This window comes from Streptomyces poriticola, assembly GCF_036689765.1.
GTDB classification, from domain to species: domain Bacteria; phylum Actinomycetota; class Actinomycetes; order Streptomycetales; family Streptomycetaceae; genus Streptomyces; species Streptomyces poriticola.
Window position 1 is genome coordinate 508,196 of the sequence record NZ_JBAGKH010000001.1, and the last position, 13,360, is coordinate 521,555.

Genomic DNA, 13,360 nt, shown 5'->3' on the forward strand with positions numbered 1-13,360 from the left:
GCCCCGGGCGCGCTGCCCCCCTCCTGCAGCGCGCCACGGGCGGACGGGGCCCTCCATGTCCTGCGGAGGGCGTGACCCACTGTGACGTGAAGAGGTCCGGGAGCGGGAGGGGGTCGCCGGGCCTGTCACCCTGATGAGCGAACCGTCAGAACAGCCGAGCGGCCCGTCAGACGTGGCCGACGCCCGCGCCAGCCTCGGCGTTCGCCCCCACCGCTCGGCGAGGAAGACGGGACCGACCCCCTGCCTCACAGGAGTTGCTTCCTGTACCACACGAACGAAACGTGATCCCGGTCACTTGGCTCACGTGAGACCCTCCCGTTCTCCTAGTGTGTCCTCCCAGTGACTTCCTTCGACACCTCCCCGCACCTGCTCGGCACCTCCCCGCAGCCGAACGTCCGGCGTGCGCTGCTGGCGCTGACCGTGGTGTTCGTGATGCTGGCGACCGGCGGCTGGACCGCACTGCGCCAGCAGCGGGCGACGCCGGCCCTGCAGGCGTCGGTCGCCGACTGGGAGGACGGCCGGATCGCCGGGCGCCGGCTGCCGGACCCGCAGGCCGCGCCCGCGCGGCTGGCCCGCTTCTTCGCCTCGCTCACCGACGCGCAGCGGGCGTCGCTGGCCCGCCGCTACCCGCTGGCGGTCGGCAACATGAACGGGGCCCCCGTCCAGCTGCGCTACCGAGCCAACCGCCTCGCGCTGCACCAGGCCCGCGAGGTCGAGCGGCGGCGCATGCACGACGGCCGGCTCTCCCCGGCCGGCCAGCACGAGGCGGGGCGGCGCATGCACCGCTACGGTTCGCTGCTGCGTGCCGGGCGGAACATCCTGGCCTTCGACCCGGCCGGGCCGGGCCGGGTCGCCGAGGTCTTCGGGGACCTGGACCACGCCGAGCGCGTCTCCGTCGTCGTCCCCGGCGTCGACACCGACCTGCTCACCTTCCAGCGCACCCACCGCAGCCACGCGGCGCCGGTCGGCATGGCGAAGGCGCTGCACGACGCCGAGCGAGCGGCCGCCCCCGGCACCCCGACGGCGGTGATCGCCTGGGCGGACTACACCACGCCCAACGGGGTCGGCATGGACGCCGCCACCGCAACCCTCGCCGCGCGCGGGTCGGTACGGCTGAACGCGCTGGTGCGCGCGCTGCCCGGGCAGGCGCCGGTGTCGCTGTTCTGCCACAGCTACGGCTCGGTGGTGTGCGGGATCGCCGCCGAGTCACTGCCCGGACGGGTGGCCGACATAGCGGTCGCCGGCAGCCCCGGCATGCGCGCCGAGAACGCCTCCGAGCTGCGCACCTCGGCCCGGATCTGGGCCATGCGGGACGCCGACGACTGGATCCAGGACGTGCCGTACCTGGAGCTGGGCGGGCTCGGGCACGGCGCCGACCCGATGTCGGCCGCGTTCGGGGCGCGGGTGCTGTCGGCCGAGGGAGCCGAGGGGCACAGCGGGTACTTCGTCCCCGGTACGGAGAGCCTGGCGAACCTGGCGCACATCGGGGTCGGCGCATACCGCTCGGTGGACTGCGCCCGTGAGGACGAAGCCTGCCGGGCCGGTTTGTCCGCAGCGGCGACGGCCGGACGCGCGTAGAGGCGAAGAAACCGCGGTCTGCGCGGGGAGGGGACGTAGGAGCGCGTGCCGCATACGATGAGCCGCATGGGTGACGTACTGGCCGGATTTCATGCCGCCTGGGAGTTCGAGTCCGACTCCGTGCTCATCCGTTACGAACGGGGGATTCGAACACCCAGACTGTTCCAGGCGCTCGGGGAACGCCGGGTGCCGCTGGAGGCGATCGCCGGGGTGACACTGACCCCCGGCAGGCGCGGCACGGTCGTGCTGCGTGCGCAGCTGCGCCCCGGCGCCGATCCGCTGCTGGAGGCGGCGGCGGGACAGCTGAAGGAGGGCAGCGACCCGTACCGGCTGGTGCTGCCGGCCGAGCGGGAGACGCTCGCCGAGTACTACGCCGACGAGCTGCGCACCCGGCTCACCGGGGACGGACCGGCCGAGCGGCACCTGGTGGCCGCGCCCGAGGCGCCCCTGCAGTTCAAGGCGTACGACGGGAAGGCGTATTTCGACGGGACGTCGGTGGCGTTCCGCTGGTTCTGGACCGGGGCCTCCTCGGCGAAGTGGAAGGCCGGCGACCAGACGTTCGCGGTCACCGAGCTGGGCGGCGTGCAGTGGCGCTCGCCCGAGGCGCTGGAGGGCCATCTGCGGCTGGAGCGCCGCGACGCGGAGCCCGCGGCCGGACAGGCCGACCAGGACCCGGCGTCCGTGGTCTTCGGCCTCGGCTACGGGGCGGTGCACGAGTCACTGCCCTTCGCCGCGGCGGTACTGGCCGCCGTCCGCAGCGCCGGACCGGCCCCGGTCCCGGTCCCGGCCGCCGTGGCCCCCCGCAGGGACCCCGCCGACATCGCGGAGCGCATCCGCCACCTCGGGGAGCTCCACCGGGCCGGTCTGGTGACCGACGAGGAGTTCTCCGTGAAGAAGGCGGAACTGCTGGCGGAGCTGTGACCGGGAAGCTCTAGGAGCTCCGCTCCGACGCCAGGGCGTGCCCGGCGTCCGCGTAGACGCCGATCTTCCGGTCGAGCACGGCGAGCGTGCCCTGCAACTCGGCGATCCGGGCGAGCACGTCCTCCCGCGTCGCCCTGAGCAGCTCGAACCGCTCGGCGTACGTGTGGTCGCCCGCGCGCACCAGCTCGGCGTACCGCACCATGTCCGCGACCGGCATGCCGGTCAGCCGGAGCTTGCCGACCAGGTCCAGCCAGTCGAGGTCGCGGTTGCGGTAGCGGCGCTGCCCGGTGTGCGACCGGTCGACGTGCGGCATCAGCCCGATCCGCTCGTACCAGCGCAAGGTGTGCGCGGTCAGCCCGGTGAGCGCGGCGACCTCACTGATCGTGTACCTGTCCTGCCCGTCCGGCCGCCGACGCCCCCGAGGCCCCCCGGCGCAGCTGTCACCCCTGGAGGCAGTGGTCTCCGTCACCGTCATACGGCCCACGCTAGAACCCTGGAGTGCACTCCAGGCAAGTACCCCTCGATGCGGCCGGCCTTCCGAGGCGCTTAGGCTCGCTGGCATGTCGTTGAAGAGCCTTGCGTTGATCGAGAACTGGCCCGTCCCCGCCGCCGCGGCGGGCGTCGTACGCGCCGACGGCACGGTCCTGGGCGCCCACGGCCCCGTGGGGCAGCGCTTCCCCTTGGCCTCGGTCACCAAGCCGCTGGCGGCGTACGCGGCGCTCGTCGCCTACGAGGAGGGCGCCGTCGAGCTGGAGGAGCCCGCGGGGCCGGACGGGTCGACCGTCCGGCATCTGCTCGCGCACACCTCCGGGCTCGCCTTCGACGAGCACAGGGTGACCGCCCCGCCCGGTGAGCGGCGGCTGTACTCCAACGCCGGTTTCGAGCAGCTCGGCGATCACATCGCCAAGGCGGCGGACATCCCGTTCGCCGAGTATCTGCGCCAGGCGGTGCTGGAACCGCTGGGCATGACGGCGACCGCGCTCGACGGCTCCCCGGCGAAGGACGCCGTCTCGACGGTGGAGGACCTGCTGCGGTTCGCGGCCGAGGTGCAGGCGCCACGGCTGCTGGACCCGCGGACGGTCGCCGAGGCGATGACGGTGCAGTACCCGGGCACCAAGGGCGTGCTGCCGGGGTACGGCCACCAGAACCCCAACGACTGGGGCCTGGGCTTCGAGATCCGCGACGCCAAGTCCCCCCACTGGACGGGCTCCGCCTCCTCCCCGCGCACCTTCGGCCACTTCGGGCAGTCCGGCACGTTCCTCTGGATCGACCCCGACGCGGGTGTCGCCTGCGTGGCCCTCACCGACCGCGCCTTCGGCCCCTGGGCGGTCGAGGCGTGGCCGGCCTTCACGGACGCGGTCCTGGCTGAGCTGCGGGGCTGACGCACTCGAACCACACCGTCTTGCCCCGCCCGCCGGGGCGGGGCAGCACACCCCAGCGGTCGGTCACCGCAGCCACGATCACCAGCCCGCGCCCGCCGTCGCCGAGGGCGGCATCGCCGTCCGCCCGGACCGGCAGCTCCGCGCAGTCGTCGGCGACCTCCACCCGCACCCCGCCGGGCCACACGAGGAAGCGGACACGGCAGCACCGACCGGGCACATGCCGTACGACGTTGGCCACCAGCTCCGTGAGCGCGAGTCCGGCGGCGTCGGCCACGTCGCCCAGGCCCGAGCGGACGAGGTGGAGGCGCAGGATGCGGCGCAGATGCCGGGCCGAGTGCGCTCCCACGGCGAACTCGGCGTGGTACTCGGTCTCGATGTCCGTCATCTGCGGACCAGTCACGTGATTCACACCACAAGGCTGCGACGCACTGCATACGCTCGACTACGCAACGAAACGAACGCCGCGAGGCGTTGCCACCCCTGTAGTCCCGTCGTTCCCGGAGCCCCCGGAGCCCCCGGAGTCCCCGGAGTCCCCGGAGTGAGGTGCCGCCGTGGCCAACATCCAGTCGCTCGACCCGACCGCCTCCCCGCTCGACTACTACGGCTGGGAACTCCGCCGCCAGCGCGAGGCGCACGGCCTCAGGCAGGGCCAGCTCGGCGAGATCATCTTCTGCACCGGCTCACTGGTCGGCCAGATCGAGACCACGAAGAAGGTCCCGACGCGGGACTTCTCCGAGCGCGTCGACGCCGCGCTCGGCACGGACGGCCTGTTCTCCCGCCTGATCGGCCTGGTCCTGCGCAGCCAACTCCCCACGTGGTTCCAGCCGTACGCGGAGATGGAGGCGAAGGCGGCGTACATCTCCACGTACCAGGCGCAGTTGGTGTACGGGCTGCTGCAGACGGAGGAGTACGCACGGGCGGTGCTCGACGTGGAGCACCGCGACAATGCTGACGAGATGGTGGCCGCCCGCATGGAACGCCAGCGCATCCTCGGGCGCGACCGGCCACCCGCGCTGTGGGTCATCCTGGACGAGGCCGCCCTGCTCCGCGAGATCTGCGGACAGGACGTCATGCGAAGGCAACTCGCCCACTTGTTGAACTTCACCGAGGCCCCATGGGTCCAGATTCAGGTCCTCCCGCTTGCCTCAGGCCAACACGCGGGCATGATGGGTACGTTCACTCTGTTGAGATTCGACACCGACCCCGACCTCTTCTACATGGACGGTTACGACCGAGGCCGCATGACCGCCGATCCGGAAGTGATCAAGGAACGCTCGTTCGGCTACGCTCGACTGCAAGCCTCGGCGCTCTCCCCCGAGGACTCGGCGAGACTGATCACCCGCGTGATGGAGGAACGCTATGCGGCCCCGCACAGCACCGAACAACGTTGAGTGGCGCACGTCCAGTTACAGCGGAAGCAACGGCGGCGAGTGCGTCGAGTGCACCGTCACCGGCGGCGCCGCCTGGCGTACCTCCTCGTACAGCGGCCCGAGCGGCGGCGACTGCGTCGAGGCCGCCGCCGGCTGCCCCGCCGGTGCCGTCCCCGTGCGGGACAGCAAGAACCCGGCCGGGCCCGTCGTGACCGTCGGCGCCCATGCCTGGCAGTCGTTCGTCGACAGCCTGCGCTAGCCAGTCAGCGAGCCCGGCATCTCCCACACGAGCAGCTCCGCGTCCGAATCTCCTGCCGTCGCGGACAGGCCCTCGGCCCCCGTGATCCGCGCCGCGTCCCCCGCTGCCAGCTCCGCCCCGTCCAGGCGTACCGCGCCCCGCACCACATGGACGTACACATACGCGCCGTCCGGCACCGCCGTGCGTTCGCCCGCTGTCAGGCGTCGTACGTGCAGCATCGCGTCGGCCTCCGGGACCGCGTACGGCGTGGCGTCGGCGATGCCGTGGACGATCCCGTAGGACGGGTCGCCGCCCGGCTCGCGCGGGGCCAGCCACATCTGGACGAAGGTCAGCGGGGTCGGGCCGTCGTTGCGTTCCACATGCCGGACACCGGCGGCCGAGCTGAGCCGCTGGACGTCTCCGGCGCGGACCACCGTCTCGTGGCCGGTGGTGTCCCGGTGGGTCAGCTCGCCCTCGACCACCCAGGTGACGATCTCGGTGTGGCTGTGCGGGTGCTCGTCGAAGCCCGCGCCGGGCGCGAGGCGCTCCTCGTTGCAGGCGATCAGCGCGCCGAAGCGCAGGTTGGCGGGGTCGTAGTGGGGTCCGAAGGAGAAGGCGTGCCAGGACTCGATGCCGGCCGCCGGGTCGCCCCCTGGGTAGCGCTCGTCGGCGCGCCGTACGTCCATCACGGGCACCACGGTAGTCCCGTCGGCGGTGGGTCCGGCCACGCCTCCCGAGGGCGGCCGGGCGGGCGAGCTCCGCCCTGCGGCGCACACGGCCGTCCCGATAAGGCAGTCTTGTCCCCGTGCCCGAATCCGAATCCAGCCAGCGCCCGGCCGCCCCGCACGCCGTCCATCCGCATGCCGCGACACTGAAGCGGCTGGAGAAGTCCTCCGGCTCGCTCGCCGCGCAGGCGATCGCTCGGATGGACGAGACGCTGCCGTGGTACCGGGCCATGCCCCCGGAGAACCGTTCCTGGATCGGGCTGGTCGCCCAGGCGGGTATCGCCGCGTTCACGGAGTGGTTCCGGCACCCGGACGCCCCGCAGGCGATCTCGACGGACGTCTTCGGCACCGCGCCGCGCGAGCTGACCCGGGCGATCACGCTGCGCCAGACCGTGGAGATGGTGCGGACCACGATCGAGGTGATGGAGTCCGCGATCGACGAGGTCGCGGCGCCGGGCGACGAGTCCGTGCTCCGCGAGGCGCTGCTGGTCTACGCCCGGGAGATCGCCTTCGCCACCGCCCAGGTGTACGCGCAGGCTGCCGAGGCACGCGGTGCCTGGGACGCCCGGCTGGAGTCGCTGGTCGTCAACGCGGTGCTCAGCGGGGAGGCCGACGAGGGGGCCGTGTCCCGGGCCGCCGCGCTCGGCTGGAACTCGCCCGAGCATGTGTGCGTGGTGCTGGGCACGGCGCCCGACGGGGACTCCGAGCTGACGGTGGAGGCGATCCGGCGCGCGGCGCGCCACGCCAAGCTCCAGGTACTGACCGGGGTGCTCGGCGACCGGCTGGTGGTGATCGCGGGCGGCAGCGACAATCCGCTGGCCGTGGCCCGGTCGCTGATCGGACCGTTCGCCCAGGGGCCGGTGGTGGCCGGCCCGGTGGTGCCGGACCTGCTGACCGCGACCCGGTCCGCGCAGGCCGCCGCGGCCGGGCTGAAGGCGTGTTCTGCCTGGCAGGACGCCCCGCGTCCGGTGCTGGCGGACGATCTGCTGCCGGAGCGCGCGATCGCGGGAGACCCCTCGGCGCGCGAACAGCTGGTGGAGGAGATCTACAGACCGCTGGAGGAGGCCGGGGCCGCACTGCTGGAGACGCTCAGCGTCTATCTGGAGCAGGCGAGCAGTCTGGAGGGCGCCGCACGGATGCTCTTCGTTCACCCGAACACCGTGCGCTACCGGCTCCGACGTGTGACTGACGTCACCGGTTGGTCGCCTTCTGATGTACGGTCTGCGTTCACCCTGCGGATCGCACTGATCCTGGGGCGTCTGGCCGATGGAGATCAGCAACCCTAGTCTTTTGTCGGGGGCCCACAAAACCCCCTCGTGTTCTTCGTCCCTGTCCCCACGGGCGGCCGTGGCCGTCCCCAAGAGAGAGTGTGAGAGTGCTCGTACTCGTCGCTCCCGGCCAGGGCGCCCAGACGCCCGGCTTCCTGACTGACTGGCTCGAACTTCCCGGCGCCGCCGACCGCGTGGCCGCCTGGTCGGACGCCATCGGACTCGATCTCGCCCACTACGGCACGAAGGCCGACGCGGACGAGATCCGTGACACGGCCGTCGCCCAGCCGCTGCTGGTGGCCGCCGGAATCCTCTCGGCCGCGGCACTCGGTGACATCTCCGAGATCGCTCCGGGCGCGGTCGCGGGCCACAGTGTCGGTGAGATCACCGCCGCCGCCTTCGCGGGTGTCCTCGACGACACCGCCGCGCTGTCCCTCGTACGCACCCGCGGTCTGGCCATGGCCGAGGCCGCCGCGGTCACCGAGACCGGCATGTCGGCGCTGCTGGGCGGAGACCCCGAGGTCAGCGTCGCGCACCTGGAAAAGCTGGGGCTGACCCCGGCCAACGTCAACGGCGCGGGGCAGATCGTCGCGGCCGGCACGACGGAGCAGCTCGCCGCGCTGAGCGAGGACAAGCCCGAGGGCGTGCGCAAGGTCGTCCCGCTGAAGGTGGCCGGCGCCTTCCACACCCGTCACATGGCTCCCGCGGTGGAGAAGCTGGCCGCGGCCGCCGGTGCGCTCACGCCCGCCGACCCGCAGGTCGCCTACGTCTCCAACAAGGACGGCCGGGCCGTCGCCACCGGCGCCGAGGTGCTGGACCGGCTGGTCGGCCAGGTCGCCAACCCGGTCCGCTGGGACCGGTGCATGGAGACCTTCAAGGAGCTCGGCGTCACCGCCCTGATCGAGGTGTGCCCCGGCGGCACGCTGACCGGTCTGGCCAAGCGTGCGCTGCCCGGCGTCAAGACGCTGGCCCTGAAGACCCCCGCCGACCTCGACGCCGCTCGTGAGCTGATCGCCGAGGCGTCCACACCTGCCGCTGACGCGGCGGGCGCCTGACAAGGAGCCCGAGAGCATGCCGAAGATCAAGCCCAGCAAGGGCGCCCCGTCTGCGCGCATCCTCGGTGTGGGCGGCTACCGTCCCACCCGGGTGGTGCCGAACGAGGTGATCCTGGAGAAGATCGACTCGTCGGACGAGTGGATCCGCTCCCGCTCCGGCATCGAGACCCGGCACTGGGCCTCGCCGGAGGAGACCGTCGCGGCGATGTCCGTCGAGGCGGCGGGCAAGGCGATCGCGGACGCCGGGATCACCGCCGAGCAGATCGGCGCGGTGGTCGTCTCGACCGTGTCGCACTTCAGCCAGACCCCGGCCGTCGCCACCGAGATCGCCGACAAGCTGGGCACGGACAAGGCGGCCGCCTTCGACATCTCGGCGGGCTGCGCCGGCTTCGGCTACGGCCTGACCCTCGCCAAGGGCATGGTCGTCGAGGGCTCGGCCGAGCATGTGCTGGTGATCGGCGTGGAGCGGCTGTCCGACCTCACCGACCTGGAGGACCGGGCCACCGCCTTCCTGTTCGGCGACGGTGCGGGCGCGGTCGTCGTCGGCCCCTCCCAGGAGCCCGGGATCGGCCCGACGGTGTGGGGCTCGGAGGGCGACAAGTCGGAGACGATCAAGCAGACGGTCCCCTGGGACAGGTTCCGCGTCGGGGACCTGGCCCACCTGCCCCTCGACAGCGAGGGCAACGTGAAGTTTCCTGCGATCACGCAGGAGGGCCAGGCGGTGTTCCGCTGGGCCGTGTTCGAGATGGCGAAGGTCGCGCAGCAGGCGCTGGACGCGGCCGGAATCACCCCGGACGACCTGGACGTCTTCATTCCGCACCAGGCCAATGTGCGGATCATCGACTCGATGGTGAAGACGCTGAAGCTGCCGGAGCATGTCACGGTCGCCCGGGACATCCGCACCACCGGCAACACCTCGGCCGCCTCGATCCCGCTCGCGATGGAGCGGCTCCTGGCGACCGGCGAGGCGAAGAGCGGCGACACCGCGCTCGTCATCGGCTTCGGGGCGGGTCTCGTCTACGCCGCGACGGTCGTTACTCTCCCCTAGGCACTCCGTGCCGGATCCTGTGGTCCGGTGCGGGAGCAGCACCACCTGCCGCTGACGCGGCGGGCGCCACACCCTCTCGAATATCTACGAAGGAGCGCCACCATGGCCGCCACTCAGGAAGAGATCGTCGCCGGTCTCGCGGAGATCGTGAACGAGATCGCCGGGATCCCCACCGAGGACGTCCAGCTGGACAAGTCCTTCACCGACGACCTGGACGTCGACTCGCTGTCCATGGTCGAGGTCGTCGTCGCCGCCGAAGAGCGCTTCGACGTCAAGATCCCGGACGACGACGTCAAGAACCTCAAGACCGTCGGCGACGCGACCGAGTACATCCTCAAGCACCAGGGCTGATCGACCGATCACCAGGGCGTGGTCCGGGCCGCCCGGCCCGGACCCACAGCCCCGCCACCCGGCGGTGGCGCCGTACGAATCCTCGTTTCTTGGAGAAAGAATCCCCGTGAGCCCGACCAATCGCACCGTGGTCGTCACCGGTATCGGCGCAACCACACCGCTGGGTGGCGACGCAGCCTCGACCTGGGAGGGCCTGGTCGCCGGCCGTTCCGGCGTCACGCCCCTGGAGCAGGACTGGGCCGCCGAGCAGGCGGTCCGGATCGCCGCGCAGATCGCCGTGGAGCCCACCGAGGTCATCCCGCGGCCGCAGGCCCGCCGACTGGACCGCTCGGCGCAGTTCGCGCTGATCGCGGCGCAGGAGGCGTGGGCGGACGCCGGTTTCACCGCGAAGGCCGGTGAGGGCGCCGACGTCGCCCCGGACCGGCTGGGTGCGGTCATCGCCTCCGGCATCGGCGGGGTGACCACCCTGCTCGACCAGTACGACGTGCTGAAGGAGAAGGGCGTCCGCCGCGTCTCCCCGCACACCGTCCCGATGCTGATGCCCAACGGTCCCTCGGCCAACGTGGGGTTGGCCGTGGGTGCCCGCGCGGGCGTCCACACGCCGGTCTCCGCCTGTGCCTCGGGCGCCGAGGCCATCGGCTACGCCATCGAGATGATCCGCACCGGCCGCGCCGACATCGTCGTCGCCGGCGGTACGGAGGCGGCGATCCACCCGCTGCCCATCGCCGCGTTCGGCAACATGATGGCGATGTCGAAGAACAACGACGACCCGCAGGGCGCCTCGCGCCCGTACGACGTCGCCCGCGACGGCTTCGTCCTCGGCGAGGGCGCCGGTGTGATCGTCCTGGAGTCCGCCGAGCACGCCGCCAAGCGCGGTGCACGGGTGTACGCCGAGGCGGTCGGCCAGGGCATCTCCGCCGACAGCCACGACATCGTGCAGCCGGAGCCGGAGGGCCGCGGGATCTCGCACGCGCTGCACAACCTGCTGGACGGCACCGACCTGGACCCGGCGGAGATCGTGCACGTCAACGCGCACGCCACGTCGACGCCGGCCGGTGACATCGCCGAGCTGAAGGCGCTGCGGAAGGTGTTCGGTGACGACACCGACCACATCGCGGTGTCCGGCACCAAGTCGATGACCGGTCACCTGCTGGGTGGTGCCGGTGGTGTCGAGTCGGTGGCCACCGTGCTCGCGCTGTACCACCGGGTGGCGCCGCCGACCATCAACGTCGACAACCTCGACCCGGAGGCGGAGGCGAACGCGGACGTCGTGCGCGGTGAGGCCCGGAAGCTGCCCGTCGAGGGCCGGATCGCGGCGCTCAACGACTCCTTCGGGTTCGGTGGGCACAACGTGGTGCTGGCGTTCCGGTCGGTCTGATCCAGGTCGCCCGAGCCGAACGGCTGATGGCCCGGACCCCGGGAAGGGGTTCGGGCCATCAGCCGTTCCGGTACGGCCCGCGTCGCTAGACCACCTGGTGGAGCCAGCGGACCGGGGCGCCCTCGCCCGCGTAGCGGAAGGGTTCCAGTTCGTCGTCCCAGGGCTTGCCCAGGAGTCTGGCGATCTCGGCCTCCAGGTCCGTGGCCTCCCGCTGGGCGCGGACCAGGGCGGCGCGCAGCCGGTCCTCGGGGATGAGGATGTCGCCGTGGATGCCGGTGACGGCGTGGAAGATGCCGAGGTCGGGGGTGCAGCTGTAGCGCTCGCCCTCGGCGGTGGCGCAGGGCTCGGCGGTGACCTCGAAGCGCAGCAGCTGCCAGCCGCGCAGAGCGGAGGCCAGTTTGGAGGCGGTGCCGGCCTGGCCCTGCCAGGAGAACTCCGAGCGCCAGGTGCCGGGGGCCGCGGGCTGCCGGATCCAGTCCAGGCTCACGCGTGTGCCGAGCACCCCGGCGACGGCCCACTCGACGTGCGGGCAGAGCGCGCGCGGCGCGGAGTGCACGTACAGAACTCCACGTGTCGTCACCGGAACCTCCGGGCTGAGCGGGACATCTCGGAACGGGCGGAACGGCTGCGGCCGGGCGGGCCGCGTTGATGGCGAGGCTACCGTGCGGTGACGCAAGGAGTGTGACGTACCGTCGCTCCCGCTGCCGGGAACCTCCACCATTCACCCGGCAGGACGCTTGTACGGGTGTGAGCCGTTGCACCGGCGGCGTCGGGAACCCTCGCGCGGTGTCATGGGTTGATCAGGGTTGGAGGGCCGAGCGAGGGACGGGAGCGGGATGCAGCAGGGGAAGCGTGGCCGCCGTCACCGTGTGCGGGCCGTTCTCGCCGTGGTGGGCGCGGTCGTGCTCGGGGCGGCCGGCTGTGACGCGGTCGGCGGTGACTCCCCCGCGCCGTCCGGGAGCGCCGTGAAGCCGTCCCCGAGTCCGACGCCCGTGTGGGACACCAGCCCGGAGTCGATCGCGGCCGTGGGCGACTCCATCACCCGTGGCTTCGACGCCTGCACGGTCCTGTCGGACTGCCCGGAGGTGTCGTGGGCGACCGGCAGCAGCCCCGAGGTGGACAGTGTGGCGGTGCGGCTGCTGGGTGCCGACGCGGCGGAGCGGAGCTGGAACCACGCGGTGAGCGGGGCCCGGATGGCGGATCTGGCCGCGCAGCTGACGCAGGCGGCGGCGCGGAAGCCGGAGCTGGTCACGGTGCTGGTCGGGGCGAACGACGCGTGCCGGGCGTCGCTTTCGGCGATGACCCCGGTGGCAGACTTCCGTACCCAGTTCGAGACCGCGATGAGCACGCTGCGCAAGGCTCTGCCCAAGACCCAGGTGTTCGTGGCCAGCATCCCGGATCTGAAGCAGCTGTGGTCGCAGGGGCGCACCAGCCCGCTGGGCAGGCAGGTGTGGAAGCTGGGCGTCTGTCCCACGATGCTGGGCGACGCGGACGCCGTGGACACGGCGGCCACGGAGCGCCGGGAGACGGTGCAGCAGCGGGTGGAGGACTACAACACGGTGCTGCAGGAGGTCTGCGCCGAGGACCGGCGGTGCCGCACGGACGGCGGCGCGGTGTACGACTTCCGCTTCGGCGCCGCGCAGCTGAGCCCGTGGGACTGGTTCCATCCGAGCGTGGACGGTCAGGCCCGGCTGGCGGAGATCGCCCATCGCGCGATCACGGCGAAGGGCCGCTGACCGCCGGCCCGTCGACCGCGGCGCCGAGCCGGAGGTCCGCGGCGGAGCGGGCCCACCCGGGGGAGCCCAGGCCGATCTCCGGCAGGGCGGCAGGGACCACGTGTCCTGTCCGGACAGCAGCCGGGTCCTCGCCGCCGGTCCAGCCGGCCCAGCGCGGCCTCGACGACGGCCTTCCGCGCCGCGCCGGCGGCCGGGCCGGCGCCCGCGTCCGGGCCCGCGTGCCGCTCCTCCGCCGCCCTGCGCCTGCCCGCGTCCCAGCCACGCGGCACCTCCCCGTCGAGAACCAGCCGGACGTCTCCCCCTCATAGTG

The 13,360-nt window shown here is 72.5% G+C and carries 15 protein-coding genes; 11 read left to right on the plus strand and 4 right to left on the minus strand.

Features of this window, described 5'->3' with window-relative positions; all coding sequences use genetic code 11:
* Window positions 1-339: 339 nt before the first annotated feature.
* Both V5O46_RS02230 and V5O46_RS02235 read left to right on the plus strand, forming a co-directional pair.
* A complete protein-coding gene (locus tag V5O46_RS02230; RefSeq protein ID WP_332882637.1) occupies window positions 340-1,578 on the plus strand; it encodes an alpha/beta hydrolase in 1,239 nt (412 codons plus the stop codon).
* 66 nt (window positions 1,579-1,644) lie between these two features.
* Window positions 1,645-2,499 carry a DUF4429 domain-containing protein gene (locus tag V5O46_RS02235; protein WP_332882638.1) on the plus strand — a complete coding sequence of 285 codons (855 nt, stop codon included), beginning with the start codon at window positions 1,645-1,647 and terminating at the stop codon, window positions 2,497-2,499.
* A gap of 10 nt (window positions 2,500-2,509) precedes the next feature.
* On the opposite strand, the gene V5O46_RS02240 is transcribed toward V5O46_RS02235, so the two are convergent.
* Entirely contained in the window at window positions 2,510-2,974 is a 465-nt protein-coding gene (locus tag V5O46_RS02240; protein ID WP_332882639.1) for a MerR family transcriptional regulator, read from the minus strand.
* 85 nt (window positions 2,975-3,059) lie between these two features.
* Here V5O46_RS02240 and V5O46_RS02245 point away from each other — a divergent pair, with 85 nt between their 5' ends.
* Window positions 3,060-3,881, plus strand: a complete 822-nt coding sequence (locus V5O46_RS02245; RefSeq protein WP_332882640.1) for a serine hydrolase domain-containing protein — start codon at window positions 3,060-3,062, stop codon at window positions 3,879-3,881.
* Here V5O46_RS02245 and V5O46_RS02250 read toward each other — a convergent pair.
* The gene (locus V5O46_RS02250; protein WP_332882752.1) at window positions 3,847-4,266 is read right to left on the minus strand and encodes an ATP-binding protein; all 420 of its coding nucleotides are present in this window, start codon (window positions 4,264-4,266) and stop codon (window positions 3,847-3,849) included. The two genes, V5O46_RS02245 and V5O46_RS02250, sit on opposite strands and share 35 nt — an antisense overlap.
* Window positions 4,267-4,432: 166 nt before the next feature.
* On the opposite strand from V5O46_RS02250, the gene V5O46_RS02255 reads away from it, so the two are divergent.
* Both V5O46_RS02255 and V5O46_RS02260 read left to right on the plus strand, forming a co-directional pair.
* On the plus strand, window positions 4,433-5,272 hold the full coding sequence (locus V5O46_RS02255) for a helix-turn-helix domain-containing protein (RefSeq protein ID WP_332882641.1): 840 nt from the start codon (window positions 4,433-4,435) through the stop codon (window positions 5,270-5,272).
* On the plus strand, window positions 5,241-5,510 hold the full coding sequence (locus V5O46_RS02260; RefSeq protein WP_332882642.1) for a DUF397 domain-containing protein: 270 nt from the start codon (window positions 5,241-5,243) through the stop codon (window positions 5,508-5,510). The genes V5O46_RS02255 and V5O46_RS02260 overlap by 32 nt, the downstream gene beginning before the upstream one ends.
* Here the strand turns inward: V5O46_RS02260 and V5O46_RS02265 are convergent.
* Entirely contained in the window at window positions 5,507-6,175 is a 669-nt protein-coding gene (locus V5O46_RS02265; RefSeq protein ID WP_332882753.1) for a pirin family protein, read from the minus strand. The genes V5O46_RS02260 and V5O46_RS02265 overlap by 4 nt on opposite strands.
* Before the next feature lie 119 nt (window positions 6,176-6,294).
* Between V5O46_RS02265 and fasR the strand changes: the two genes are divergently transcribed.
* The 5 genes from fasR to V5O46_RS02290 all read left to right on the plus strand — a co-directional run bounded on the left by fasR (window position 6,295) and on the right by V5O46_RS02290 (window position 11,314).
* A complete protein-coding gene (fasR, locus tag V5O46_RS02270; protein ID WP_332882643.1) occupies window positions 6,295-7,500 on the plus strand; it encodes a fatty acid biosynthesis transcriptional regulator FasR in 1,206 nt (401 codons plus the stop codon).
* A gap of 89 nt (window positions 7,501-7,589) precedes the next feature.
* Window positions 7,590-8,537: an ACP S-malonyltransferase gene (locus V5O46_RS02275; RefSeq protein WP_332882644.1), complete on the plus strand. Its 948-nt coding sequence runs from the start codon at window positions 7,590-7,592 to the stop codon at window positions 8,535-8,537.
* Between the two features lie 16 nt (window positions 8,538-8,553).
* Window positions 8,554-9,585, plus strand: coding sequence for a ketoacyl-ACP synthase III (locus V5O46_RS02280; RefSeq protein WP_332882645.1), 1,032 nt, complete (start codon window positions 8,554-8,556; stop codon window positions 9,583-9,585).
* A gap of 102 nt (window positions 9,586-9,687) precedes the next feature.
* A complete protein-coding gene (locus tag V5O46_RS02285; RefSeq protein WP_332882646.1) occupies window positions 9,688-9,936 on the plus strand; it encodes an acyl carrier protein in 249 nt (82 codons plus the stop codon).
* A 106-nt stretch (window positions 9,937-10,042) separates the two neighbouring features.
* Window positions 10,043-11,314 (plus strand): beta-ketoacyl-[acyl-carrier-protein] synthase family protein, encoded by a 1,272-nt coding sequence (locus tag V5O46_RS02290; RefSeq protein ID WP_332882647.1) that lies wholly within the window; start codon window positions 10,043-10,045, stop codon window positions 11,312-11,314.
* Window positions 11,315-11,399: 85 nt separating this feature from the next.
* Here the strand turns inward: V5O46_RS02290 and V5O46_RS02295 are convergent, their stop codons facing one another.
* A complete protein-coding gene (locus tag V5O46_RS02295; protein ID WP_332882648.1) occupies window positions 11,400-11,894 on the minus strand; it encodes a DUF3145 domain-containing protein in 495 nt (164 codons plus the stop codon).
* A gap of 256 nt (window positions 11,895-12,150) precedes the next feature.
* On the opposite strand from V5O46_RS02295, the gene V5O46_RS02300 reads away from it, so the two are divergent.
* Window positions 12,151-13,050 (plus strand): SGNH/GDSL hydrolase family protein, encoded by a 900-nt coding sequence (locus V5O46_RS02300; protein ID WP_332882649.1) that lies wholly within the window; start codon window positions 12,151-12,153, stop codon window positions 13,048-13,050.
* The last annotated feature ends 310 nt before the right edge of the window (window positions 13,051-13,360 follow it).